Source organism: Streptomyces sp. SUK 48 (genome assembly GCF_009650765.1).
Taxonomy (GTDB): Bacteria; Actinomycetota; Actinomycetes; order Streptomycetales; family Streptomycetaceae; genus Streptomyces.
In genome coordinates this window covers 7,289,025-7,300,442 of record NZ_CP045740.1, presented here as the reverse complement: position 1 = coordinate 7,300,442, position 11,418 = coordinate 7,289,025, and the positions used below count along the sequence as shown (strand labels likewise).

The 11,418-nt window shown below is 73.7% G+C and carries 11 protein-coding genes; 6 read left to right on the top strand and 5 right to left on the bottom strand.

What is annotated here, in order from left to right:
• Positions 1–79: 79 nt before the first annotated feature.
• From GHR20_RS32355 to GHR20_RS32340, 4 genes are all read left to right on the top strand, one after another.
• Positions 80–1,015 carry an adenosine kinase gene (locus GHR20_RS32355; RefSeq protein WP_153815191.1) on the top strand — a complete coding sequence of 312 codons (936 nt, stop codon included), beginning with the start codon at positions 80–82 and terminating at the stop codon, positions 1,013–1,015.
• Positions 1,012–2,523 (top strand): GMC oxidoreductase, encoded by a 1,512-nt coding sequence (locus GHR20_RS32350; protein ID WP_153815190.1) that lies wholly within the window; start codon positions 1,012–1,014, stop codon positions 2,521–2,523. Before GHR20_RS32355 ends, GHR20_RS32350 begins: the two co-directional genes overlap by 4 nt.
• Entirely contained in the window at positions 2,520–3,479 is a 960-nt protein-coding gene (locus tag GHR20_RS32345) for an aldo/keto reductase (protein WP_243878191.1), read from the top strand. The genes GHR20_RS32350 and GHR20_RS32345 overlap by 4 nt, the downstream gene beginning before the upstream one ends.
• 92 nt (positions 3,480–3,571) lie before the next feature.
• Positions 3,572–5,596 (top strand): radical SAM protein, encoded by a 2,025-nt coding sequence (locus GHR20_RS32340; RefSeq protein ID WP_194859047.1) that lies wholly within the window; start codon positions 3,572–3,574, stop codon positions 5,594–5,596.
• A 49-nt stretch (positions 5,597–5,645) separates the two neighbouring features.
• Here GHR20_RS32340 and GHR20_RS32335 read toward each other — a convergent pair whose 3' ends face one another.
• The gene (locus GHR20_RS32335) at positions 5,646–6,413 is read right to left on the bottom strand and encodes a glucose 1-dehydrogenase (protein WP_153815188.1); all 768 of its coding nucleotides are present in this window, start codon (positions 6,411–6,413) and stop codon (positions 5,646–5,648) included.
• Positions 6,414–6,701: 288 nt separating this feature from the next.
• Here GHR20_RS32335 and GHR20_RS32330 point away from each other — a divergent pair, with 288 nt between their 5' ends.
• Positions 6,702–7,265: a GNAT family N-acetyltransferase gene (locus tag GHR20_RS32330; protein WP_153815187.1), complete on the top strand. Its 564-nt coding sequence runs from the start codon at positions 6,702–6,704 to the stop codon at positions 7,263–7,265.
• Between the two features lie 25 nt (positions 7,266–7,290).
• Here the strand turns inward: GHR20_RS32330 and GHR20_RS32325 are convergent, their stop codons facing one another.
• Both GHR20_RS32325 and GHR20_RS32320 read right to left on the bottom strand, forming a co-directional pair.
• Complete coding sequence (locus GHR20_RS32325) at positions 7,291–8,469, bottom strand: acyl-CoA dehydrogenase family protein (protein ID WP_153815186.1); 1,179 nt, start codon at positions 8,467–8,469, stop codon at positions 7,291–7,293.
• Positions 8,470–8,541: 72 nt separating this feature from the next.
• Complete coding sequence (locus GHR20_RS32320; RefSeq protein ID WP_111583716.1) at positions 8,542–8,916, bottom strand: ferredoxin; 375 nt, start codon at positions 8,914–8,916, stop codon at positions 8,542–8,544.
• A 111-nt stretch (positions 8,917–9,027) separates the two neighbouring features.
• On the opposite strand from GHR20_RS32320, the gene GHR20_RS32315 reads away from it, so the two are divergent.
• Positions 9,028–9,393 carry a DUF6479 family protein gene (locus tag GHR20_RS32315; RefSeq protein ID WP_181516296.1) on the top strand — a complete coding sequence of 122 codons (366 nt, stop codon included), beginning with the start codon at positions 9,028–9,030 and terminating at the stop codon, positions 9,391–9,393.
• 73 nt (positions 9,394–9,466) lie between these two features.
• Here GHR20_RS32315 and GHR20_RS32310 read toward each other — a convergent pair whose 3' ends face one another.
• Together GHR20_RS32310 and GHR20_RS32305 are read right to left on the bottom strand one after the other, a co-directional pair.
• Positions 9,467–10,672 (bottom strand): ANTAR domain-containing protein, encoded by a 1,206-nt coding sequence (locus tag GHR20_RS32310; RefSeq protein WP_153815185.1) that lies wholly within the window; start codon positions 10,670–10,672, stop codon positions 9,467–9,469.
• 320 nt (positions 10,673–10,992) lie between these two features.
• Positions 10,993–11,358, bottom strand: coding sequence for a DUF3040 domain-containing protein (locus GHR20_RS32305; RefSeq protein ID WP_111583513.1), 366 nt, complete (start codon positions 11,356–11,358; stop codon positions 10,993–10,995).
• Positions 11,359–11,418 lie beyond the last annotated feature (60 nt).

The window sequence follows — 11,418 nt, the reverse complement described above, 5'->3', positions numbered from 1 at the left end:
GGTGTGGGCGACTGCTTGACTCACCCACCCGAGCGACACTCACCAACCCGAGCGACGCGAGAGAAACGAGCCGACTGCCATGACCACCGACATTGACGTCCTCGTCCTGGGCGGCGCGGGCGTGGACACCGTCGTCCACGTCCCGGAGCTGCCGGTCCCCTACGCCGACAGCTACATGATCCGGCCGGGCATCGTGACCCGCGCCGGGCAGAGCGGAGACTTCGTCGCGCTCGGGGTCAGCGCCCTGGGCCTGCGCGCCCACCACATCGACCTGGTCGGCGCCGACCCGGAGGGCGACCTGGTGCGCGCGCTGCACCGGGACCGGGGCATCCCGCTCACCGACGTGCCCTCGCCCGCCGGCACCAAGCGCGCCGTCAACCTGGTCGGCCCGGACGGGCGGCGGCTGTCCCTGTACGACGACACCCGTAGCCAGGAGGCCGACCGGCTGCCCGAGGACACCCTGCGCGCGCTGGCCGCGACCAGCCGGCACGCGCACGTGGTCATCACCCACCCGTGCTCGCACGCCCTGCCGGTGCTGCGCGAGGCCGGGCTGACCGTCTCGACGGACCTGCACAACTGGGACGGCGTCAATCCGTACCACGAGCCCTTCGCGCTCGCCGCCGACCTGGTCTTCCTGTCCACCACGGCGCTGGCCGACCCGGAGCACACCATGCGGGACGTCGCGGCGCGCGGCCGGGCCCGGATCGTGGTGGCCACCGCGGGCGCCGAGGGCGCCCATCTGCTGGCCGACGGCGAGCTGACCCATGTGCCCGCGGTCGCCCCGCCGGAGCCCGTCGTGGACTCCAACGGCGCGGGCGACGCCTTCGCCGCCGCCTTCCTGCTGGCCTGGCTGGAGGGCCTGGACCCGCTGCGCTGCGCCCGCTACGGCGCGATCGCGGGCGCCCACGCCTGCACCGTGCCCTCGACCCGGGCCGACGCCATCTCCCGGGAGCGACTCCTCGCCCGGGTCGCCGAGCAGGACGCCGGCGAGCAGGTCGCCGAGGTGAGCGGATGAGCCAGGCCACCGGCCACCACGACGTGGTCGTGCTCGGCGGCGGCGCGGCGGGCTGTGTGCTCGCCGCGCGGCTCAGCGAGGACCCGGCCCGCACGGTCTGCCTGGTGGAGGCCGGGCCCGACCACGGCGCCGCTCCTTCGGACTGGCCGCGCTCGCTGCGCGACGCGCACGCCCTGCCCCGCGACCACATGTGGGAGCGCGGGGTCGCCGTGCACCGGCTGCGCGCCCGGGTCCTCGGCGGTTCCTCCTGCGTCAACGGCTGCTGGCACACCTGGGGTTCGGCCGCCGACCACGAGGAGTGGACCCGGGCCGGCGGCCCCCGCTGGTCGGCCGCCGCCATGGCGCCCTACCGGGAGCGGGCCGCGGCGGCCATGCGGCTGCGGCCCGTGCCCGAGCGGGAGTTCGGCGTCTGGGCCCGCGCGGCGCTCGCCGGGGCCCGTGAACTCGGTTACGCGGACGTGGACATGGCCGCCCCGGGCTCCCCCGGCTGCGGCACCCCGCTGCTCAACGCGCTCGACGGGCTGCGCTGGAACGCGGCCTTCGGCTATCTCGGTCCGGCCCGCTCCCGCGCCAACCTCACGATCCTCGGCGGCACCACGGCGGACCGGCTGGTGCTCGACGGCGGCCGGGTCGTGGGCGCCGAGGTCCTCGTGGACGGGCGGCGCGCGACGCTGACCGCCGACACCTATGTCCTCGCCTGCGGCACCTTCGGCTCCCCCGGACTGCTGCTGCGCAGCGGCATCGGACCGGCGGACGAGCTGCGCGAGCGAGGCGTGCGGCCCGAGGTGGACCTGCCGGGTGTCGGCACCAACCTGTCCGACCAGCCGGGGGTGTTCGTCCCGCTCGCCCCGACCCCGGACCTCAACGCGGCGCTGGCCGCGCAGGAGAAGGCGGGCGAGCTGTACGTCAGCCGGATGCTGATCCGGGCGGCCAGCACCCACTGCCCGGCGGACGGCTGGGACCTGCACATCCTGCCCTCCGCCGGGGACCCGCTCTTCGGCAGCCTGCCGCCGGGCGAGTACGAGGCCGGGATCGCCGCGTTCCTGATGAAGCCCGCCTCCCGGGGCCGGGTCCGGCTGAACTCGGCCGACCCCGCCGACCCCCTCGACATCGACCCCGGGTTCCTCACCGACCCGGACGGCCGGGACGCGGCGGTGCTGCGGGAGGGCCTGGAGATCGCCGAACGGCTCGCCGCCACCTCGGCGCTCGCCCCGCTGGCCGGTGCCACGTGCGGGGCCGCCGCGTCCGGGGCCCCCGCCTCCGGGCTGACCGACGCCGGGCTGCGTGCCCGGCTCGGCACCTACTGGCACCCCGTCGGCACCTGCGCCATGGGCCCCGCGACCGACCCGCTGGCGGTCACCGACGGCGCGGGCCGGGTGCACGGGGTTCCCAACCTGCGCGTCGCCGACGCCTCCGTGCTCCCCTCCGTCCCCGCGGCCAACACCCAGCTTCCCGTGCTCGCCGCGGCCGAACTGCTCGCCGACGCCCTGAAGGAGGCGGCCCGTTGACGACCGTATCCACCGATTCCGCCGCCCGCGCTCCCGAGGCGCGGCTGATCTACGGCTGCATGGGGCTCGGCGGCGGCTGGGACCGTACGCCGTACACCGCCGAGGACGTCGACCGGGCGCAGGCCGCCGTGGAGACCGCGCTGGAGTGCGGGATCACCGTGTTCGACCTCGCGGACATCTACCGGTTCGGCACTTCGGAGGCCGTGTTCGGCGAGGTCCTGGCCCGCACGCCGGGGCTGCGGGAGCGGATCACCGTGCAGACCAAGTGCGGTATCCGGCTCGCCGAGGGGGACCGGCCGGGCCACTACGACCTGCGCGGGGACTCGATCCTCCGGCGGGTCGAGGAGAGCCTGGAGCGGCTGCGCACCGAGGTGATCGACACCCTGATGCTGCACCGCCCCGACCCGCTGACCGGCCCCGACGAGATCGCCGCCGCCCTGCGTGAACTGCACCGGCAGGGGCTGGTGCGCCGGTTCGGCGTCTCCAACATGGGCGCCGCGCAGATCACGCATCTCCAGTCCCGCCTGGAACTCCCGCTGGTGGCGAACCAGTTGGAGATGAGCCTGGCCCGGCGGGACTGGGTCGAGGCGGGGGTGCTGCTCAACACCTCGGCGGCCACGTCCAACGGATTCCCGGAGGGCACCCTCGAGGCGTGCGTCGACCGGGGCATCCAGCTCCAGGCGTGGGGCGCGCTTGCCGGCGGCCGGTACACCGGGGACGCCGACTCGCCCACCGCCGAGTTGCTGCGCCGGCTGGCCCGGAGCAAGGACACCACCCCCGAGACGGTCCTGCTGTGGTGGCTGGCCCGCCATCCCGCCGGCATCGTCCCGGTGATCGGCACCAGCCGCCCCGACCGGATCCGCGCCTGCCGGGACGCGGCGCTGCGCGCACCGGACCTCACGCACGAAGAGTGGTACGAGCTGTGGATCACGGCGCGGGGCACCCCGCTGCCCTGACGACCCGGCCTCCCGGGGGCCGGCCCCGCTCCCCGGGGTCCGGCCCCGCCCGCCCGCTCTCCCCCGCCGTACCGACCGACGGAGAACCGATCGTGACCGCGAGCACCACCACCGACCGGGGCCGGCTGACCTCGGCCCGCTTCTACATCACCTTCCGCTGCAACTCGCTCTGCGGCTACTGCAACGTCTGGCAGGACGACAAGTTCAAGGGCTACGAGGAACTCACCCTGGAGCGGGGCCGCCAGATCCTGGACGAGCTGTACGAACTCGGGGTGCGCTACGTCGACTTCACCGGTGGCGAGCCGGTGCTGCACCCGCACATCGACGGCATCGTGCAGTACGCCAAGTCGCTCGGCATGGCCGTGGAGATCACCAGCAACGGCATCCGCTTCGCCCAGCACATCGAGGCGATCGTGCCCCACGTCGACACCATGAACGTCTCCCTGGACACCCTGCGGCCCGACCGCTACCGGCAGATCCGCGGGGTGCCCACGCTGGACCGGGCCCTCGACGTCATCCAGAAGGTCATCGCCACCGGCAGCGGCAACCTCAAGCTGATCTGCGTGGTGACCCGGGAGAACGTGGACGAGATACCGGATCTGCTGCGCTTCGCCCACGAGAACCGGACCACCGTCTACTTCTCCGGGATGTTCGAGTACTTCGACGAGCAGGACACCGTCCGGGACACCAACCGCACGGCCCGCAAGCTGAAGCTGATCGAGCAGAACGGCAAGCCGCTCGCCGACGCCGCGGCGGGCCGCTCCGGGCGGATGGACGAGTCGGAGCCGACCGGCGGACCGATCGCCGAGGAGCTGATACGGCTGCTGCATCAGCCGTTCGCCCTGGTCAACCTGCACTTCCGCAAGTACATGGAGACCCTGGACCCGACCGCGCCCACCGACTGCTACGCCAACAAGCGGATCCTGACCGTCGGCCCCGACGGGCGTCTCGTGCTGCCCTGCTACCACGCCTTCGACAACTCGGTCGCCTGGGACCGCCCGCTGCGTGAAATGGTCGAGGACCCCGAGTTCCTGCGGGTGCGGGACGAGGAGGTCGGCCACCGCTCGGAGTGCCGCAGCTGCACCGTCTTCCCGTACATCGGGCTGTCGTTCAGCCACCGCTTCGACAAGGTCTTCCTCTACCAGGCGCTGTCGGAGGAGATCGCCAAGATCAAACGGCGGTTCACCGACCCGCTCTTCCCGCGCCTGCCCCTCGACCTCGACCGGCTCCACGCCCGCTACACCGAGGTGGAGCACCTGATCGACCAGGTGCTGCCCACGCCCCGGCCGCCGGAGTCCGCCGACCACTTCTACCGCTTCGAGACCACCGGCACCGGGGTGCGCTCCGAGTTCGCCGCCGGGGAGCTGAGCGTCGCCGAGCTGATCGGGGACTACGCGCACGGCGAGTGCTGGGGCATCCAGCGCTCCCCGCACACCTGGATCCGCCTCCTCTACCGCGAGCTGGTCCCGGCCCTGCGCGAGCTGCTCCCGCAGGAGGCGTACGAGTCGGTGGCCGCCGAGCTGTACGAGGTCCAACTCGCCTGGTGGTACGCCTACTTGACGCGCTACTACCGGGGCACCGAGCATCTCGACGGCACGGCCGCCGAGGAGACCGTCGCCGGGTTCCTCGCCCGCACCGGCGCCCTGCTGCCCGACGCGCCCGCCGCGACCCGCGTCCGCGAGGTGCTGCTGCACGCGGGCTGCGTCCTCGGCCTGCCCCCCGAGACGCTGGCCCCGCTCGCCGTGCGCACCCCCTTCCCGGAGGCCGCGCTCGCCGCCAGGCACCTGCTGCTGATCGCCCCGGACGCCGAACTCCCGCGCTACGCGGACCTGTTGCCGGACGAGGCCGCCGAGCCCCTGCGCCGCGCGCTGCTCGCCCCGGACGCCGGGTCCCCGGCCCCGCTCGACCGGGAGACGGCCCGCCTCCTGGGCCAGGACCCCCTCCCGGCCGGCGTCGACGCGGCGACGGCGGAGAAGCTGATCGCCGCGGTGACCGCCCTCGCCCCCGAGGACCGCGAGGGCCTCGCCGCCCGCCTGCTCGGCCATGAACTGCGCACCCCGGACGCCGTGCGCCGCCGGGGCGCGGAGCTGAGGTCGCGCGGGAGGGTCACCGGCTGAGACCGGCAGGCCGGTGGATCGACCGGGGCCGGGGGCGGCGGGGGGCGGGTCAGGCGCCGGGAAGCAGCGGCGCGCCCGCCATGAGGCCCCCGTCCAGGGTGAGGGTCTGGCCGGTGATGTACGACGCCCTGTGGGAGCCGAGGAAGAGCACGGCGTCGGCCACCTCCTCCGGGGTGCCCGGCCGGTGCATGGGCAGCACGGAGTTCACCGCCGCGCGCGTCCGGTCGTCCCCGGTGACCCGCTCGTACATCCCGGTCCGGGTGAATCCGGGGGCGACCGCGTTCACCCGGATGCCGTGCGCGGCGCCTTCGAGGGCGGCCGCCTTGGTGATGCCGAGAACGGCGTGCTTGCTGCCGGCGTACACGGCCACCTCCGGGTAGCCCATCCGGCCGTACACGCTGCTGACGTTGACGATGCTGCCGCCGCCGCACTCCCGCATGGCGCGGAACTCGTGCTTCAGGCTGAGCAGGGTTCCCTTGACGTTGGTATCGAAGGTGGCCGCGTAGTCGCCCTCGGTGACGGCGGTGACCGGGGCGGACCGCCCCTCGGTGCCGGCGTTGTTGAGGGCCACGTCGATCCGGCCGAAGCGGTCGACGGCCTGGTCGACGAGGTCGCGGACGTCGTCCTCCCGGCGCACGTCGGCCCGGACGAACAGGGCCCGGCCGCCCAGTCCTTCGAGTTCCCCGGTGAGTTCCTTGCCGGGGTCCGGGTGCCGGCCGGAGACGACGACGTCGGCACCCTGCCGGGCGTAGGCCAGGGCGGTGGCGCGCCCGATTCCGCTGAGCGCGCCGGTGATGACGACCACGGGAGGTGACATGGGTGAGTCCTCTCTCGGCCTCTCCGGGCCGCTTGGGACGGTGGACCGTGGCGAAGCGTAGGAGCGCGCGGCGCGCATCACGCGCACACCTCGCGGCGGACTGACCCGGACAGCGCACAGACGCGCCACGAAATGCGGACCGGGCGACGGCGTCGGAGCCGGTGACGCCGAGGACGGCGCCCTCGACCCGGGCATGGGCGGGCGGGCGGGCGGCAGGTGCGCGTACCGCCCTGTTCGGGGCGGAAAAGCCGTTGGGCGGCCCCGGCCGCCTCGGGCATGCTCTGTTCCGTGGACATATACCTGGAGACCGAGCGCCTGGCCCTGCGCCGTTTCACGGCCGATGACGCCGACCTGCTGATCGAGCTGGACAGCGACCCGGCCGTGATGCGCTATCTGAGCGGGGGCGAGGCGACGGCGCCGGAGATCGTCCGCGAACGCCAACTGCCGTCCGTCATCGCCGGTTACGAGAGGTGGGACGGCGATCTCGGACTGTTCGCCGCGTACGAGAGGGACGGCGGGGCGTTCGTCGGCTGGTTCTGCCTGCGGCCCGAACCGGACGGCCCGCGGGAGGAGGCCGAACTCGGCTACCGGCTGCGCCGGGCGTCCTGGGGCAGGGGGTACGCGACCGAGGTCTCGCGGGCCCTGCTGCGCAAGGGCTTCACCGAACTCGGCCTGCGGACGGTCTGGGCCGAGACGATGACCGTGAACCGCGGCTCGCGCAACGTCATGGAGAAACTCGGCATGACCCTCACGGACCACATCCCCACTCCCCCCGACATGCGCGGGGTCGAGGGCGCCGAGCACGGGGGCGTGCGGTACGAGATCACCGGGGAGCGGTGGGCGCGGCGCTGAGCCGGGCCGATCCGGGCGGAAGAGGCTAGCGCCGCACCCTCGGCATGCCCAGTCCGATCCAGGAGATGATCTCGCGCTGGATCTCGTTGTTGCCGCCGCCGAAGGTGAAGATGACGGCCGAGCGGTAGCCGCGTTCGAGTTCGCCGTGCAGGACGGCGCCCGCCGAGCCCTCCTTGAGGGGGCCCGCGGCGGCGGTGATCTCCATGAGGGCGGCGTAGGCGTCGCGGCGCGCCTCGGAGCCGTAGACCTTGACGGCGGAGGCGTCCTGCGGGGTGAGGGTGCCGTCCTCGACGGCGGTGACCATCTGCCAGTTGAGGAGTTTCAGGGCCTCCAGCCGGGTGTGGGTGCGGGCGAGCAGCCGGCGCACCCAGCCGAGGTCGAGCACCCGGCGCCCGTCGGCGAGTTCGGTGCGGGCGGCCCAGTGCTGGACGTCGTGCAGCGCGCGGACGGCCATCGTGCCGTGCGCCGCGAGGGTGACCCGCTCGTGGTTGAGCTGATTGGTGATCAGCCGCCAGCCCTGGTTCTCGGCGCCGACGCGGCGGGAGACGGGGACCCGGATGTTCTCGTAGTAGCTGGCGGTGGTGTCGTGGGAGGCCAGCGTGTTGATGACGGTGCAGGAGTAGCCGGGGTCGGAGGTCGGCACCAGCAGCATGGTGATGCCCTGGTGCGGCGGAGCCTCCGGGTCGGTGCGCACGGCGAGCCACACCCAGTCCGCGGTGTCGCCGTTCGTCGTCCAGATCTTCTGCCCGTTCACGATGTACGTGTCCCCCTCGCGTACGGCCCTGGTCCGCAGCGCGGCGAGATCGGTGCCCGCCTCGGGCTCGCTGTAGCCGATCGCGAAGTCGATCTCGCCGGAGAGGACGCGCGGGAGGAAGTACGCCTTCTGCTCCTCGGTGCCGAACTTCATGAGGGTCGGCCCGACCGTGTTCAGCGCCATCAGCGGCAGCGGGACGCCGGCCTGGGCCGCCTCGTCGAAGAAGATGAACTGCTCCATCGCCGACATGCCCCGGCCGCCGTACTCCGCGGGCCAGCCGACGCCGAGCCAGCCGTCGGCGCCGAGCGTTCTGATGGTGTCGCGGTAGAAGCGTTTGCGGGCCGCCGGGTCGGCGTAGCGGGCGTAGGCGTTGTCCGGGACCAGGCGGGCGAAGTAGGCGCGCAGTTCGGCGCGCAGCCGCTGCTGCTCGGGCGTGTGGTCGAGGTGCACGGCGCCTCCAGGCTCCCCACGGTCGGTCCTGACGGCGCACACCGTAGAACGTGTTCCAGAAATTGGGAAGCGTCAGGCCAGGATGTCCAGGAAGTCGACGCAGGCGTCGGCACAGGCCCGGCAGGCCGCCGCGGCCGATTCCGCACCCGGGTGCATCTCGAAAGCGCGGGCGCCTTCGAGGCAGATCCGGCGGCACCAGTCCACCCGGCCCCGCAGCCCCTCCTCGTCCTGGCGGGTCTCCTCGCAGAGCATCCGGCAGGTGGCGTCGCACACCTCGGCGCACATGATCCCGAGCCGGCGCACCCGCTCCTGGCCCTCGGGGCCGCCCGGATCGACCAGGCTGACCCGGACCGAGCAGGCGCGGGCACACTCCGTGCACGCCTGGGCACAGCTGAAGCGGTCCTCCAGGAACCGGTAGAGCTGTTGCGGGGAAGCCTGCTGGGTCACAGGGGCGGGTTGCCCCGAGGGTCCAGGACAAACACCGCCCCCCCCGCCCGTGAGGTCCCATTTATTTCATTTGTTCGATTCATACGGTTATAGGAGGGGTATCCCTGTCCTATGAACACCGCATCGATGCAGCTGGCCGCGCCGAGCGGCCTGATGAGCCTCGTGCTCTTCGTCGTGGCCGTCGGGCTGCTGGCCATGCTCGCCGGCGGCTTCTGGCTGACCTCCCGCGTCAAGTCCCAGGAGCCCGCTCGTCCACGTCCCGAGGAGCAGCCCAAGCTGCCACCGGAGGGCGCGATGCACGAGGTCCGGGAGAACCGGGACTACCAGGAGGTCCCCAGGACACCCAAGGGCGGCCGTCCGCTCACCCCCTACGAGCTGAGCAACATGGACTCCAAGACCAGCGAGGACCAGCAGCGTCCGCGCTGGAGCAGCGGGTCCAGCGGGTCCTTCGGAGGCGGAGGGCTCGGCGCTCACTGACCGATCGGCGACCCTGCGGAGAAGGGCCCCGGCAGATGCCGGGGCCCTTCTCCGTGCGCCCGGCGCCTCCCGCTCACGGCCTGCGGGCCAGCCGGCGATGCAGGTGTTCGAGGGCGTCGAGGAGGACCGTGCGGTGGTACCAGGCCAGCCAGGCGGCCATCTCGGCGGCGAGCAGACCGAGGGCCTCGGCCTGGGCGGAGGTCGGCCGGTGTCCGGCATCGAGCCAGTGCACGGTGATCATTGCGGCGCAGCACCCGGTGAGAGACAGGACCGGGACGCACTGAAGGGCCCGCGCGCCGGCCGTGAGCAGGGCACGCCGGCTGTCCTCGGAGAGCAGCGCGTCCGTGGCCACGTCGGGCATGCTCACCCGCCGCCCGCGGGTGCGGGCGACCGCCTCGGCCGTACCGTCGTCCCGGCCGCGTCCCAGGTGGTCGAGGTAGGCGTCCCCGCCGCCGTGCCGGGTTTCCAGCGCGAGCGCGTTCACGGCGGGGTCGACGCACAGCACGTGACCGGCCGGGGCGCGGCCGATGGCGAGCGCCTCGCGGAGCGCGGCGTCGATCATCTGGCCCCGGTAGCGGGGGTCGCGGGGGGTGCGGGCGAGGATGCGCAGCGGTGGCACGGGCAGCGGGCGGCGGCCCGGGAACCAGGTCGCGCCGTCGGGCGGGCGGGCCACCACGACGGCGGAGGCGAGGACCCGCAGCGGCACGTTGAACCGCTGGGAGGTCTCCCGCAGGACGCGGAAGGCGCCGCCGGTCTCGGGCAGCGCGTAGCGGGCCATGAGCATGCCCTGGGCCATGCCGATCACCGGGGCGGTGCGGACCCGGGCGCGCAGCGCGCGGACCTCCTGGTGCAGGTCCTCGTACGACGGCCGCAGCGGATCGGCCATCGGTGAGCGCCAGGCGGGCAACTCCTCAGCCTTGGCGGCGGCGCGGGCCAGTTCGCGCACGGCCTCGTCCAGGGTGGCGTAGAGCCGTACGCCCTCCAGGCGGGCCAGGTGCACGGCCTCGCGGACGCCCGGCCGGGCCCGCACGATGATCAGATCGGGGCGTCCGGCGCGGGCCCGCGTGGCCTCGCTGAGGGTGCGCAGCACGGCGGCTCCGCCGAGCTGTACGTGGGCCATGTCCAGGACGGGCCGCAACCCGGCGCGGTCCGCCTGTTCCAGATGGCCGCGCAGCTCCTGCGACCAGGCGTGCGCGCCGTGCGCGTCCAGGGTGTCGGACATGCGCAGCAGCAGCGCACCCTCGGCGGGCAGGCCCTCCACGACAGAGGATTCGATCACCAGGGGGGCCGGAGCGCCCGGCCGCGGCGAGAAGGCTTTCATGACACCACCCGGGCAGGTCGGGCAGGGGCCGGTGCGGCCATTTCCTGACCATGAACCTGACCTTGGACCACCCACCATGCACGGCGGGCGCCCCGCGCTCAACCGGACGCGGCGAAGGGGCGGACGATACGGCCGTCAGGGGTGCGGAGGGGGTTCGGGGAGAGGAGGTTCGAGGTGGGGGGTCGGGGAGGGGGTTCGAGGAGGGGGGTGTGTGCAGAGGTTCGCGGGTGCCGGGGGGACGCTACGGCGGCCCCGTCCCGGGGCCGCCGTGGTGGAGCTCAGAGCCGGGAGCCCGCCCGCTCCCCCACCCGCCCCCTGCGGCGCGCCAGCCGGCACAGCAGCCGGAGCGCCTGGAAGAGGGTGAGCGGCCACAGCGCCGCGAAGCTCCACAGCAGCCAGGGGTCCCAGGTGCGGATGCCCATGACCGCGCAGAACGCCGACGCGAGGGCCAGCAGCAGGACGCCCGCCGGCAGCCAGATCCGCCGGTGCGGCCGGTCCCCGCGCTCCCGGTGGGACCCGCCGCCCATCCGGCGGGCGAAGCCCCGGTCCTCCCTGAGGTGCGCCTCGATCTCCAGCAGCTTCAGCTGCTCACGCGGTGACAGCCGGGTCTTCTCGCGCCTGTCCCACATCTCCCAGTCGTCCACGGCGACGGCACCTCCTCAGCGGTCGGCGGCAACCGGCTCCCGAGTTCCCCTCGTGCGAGC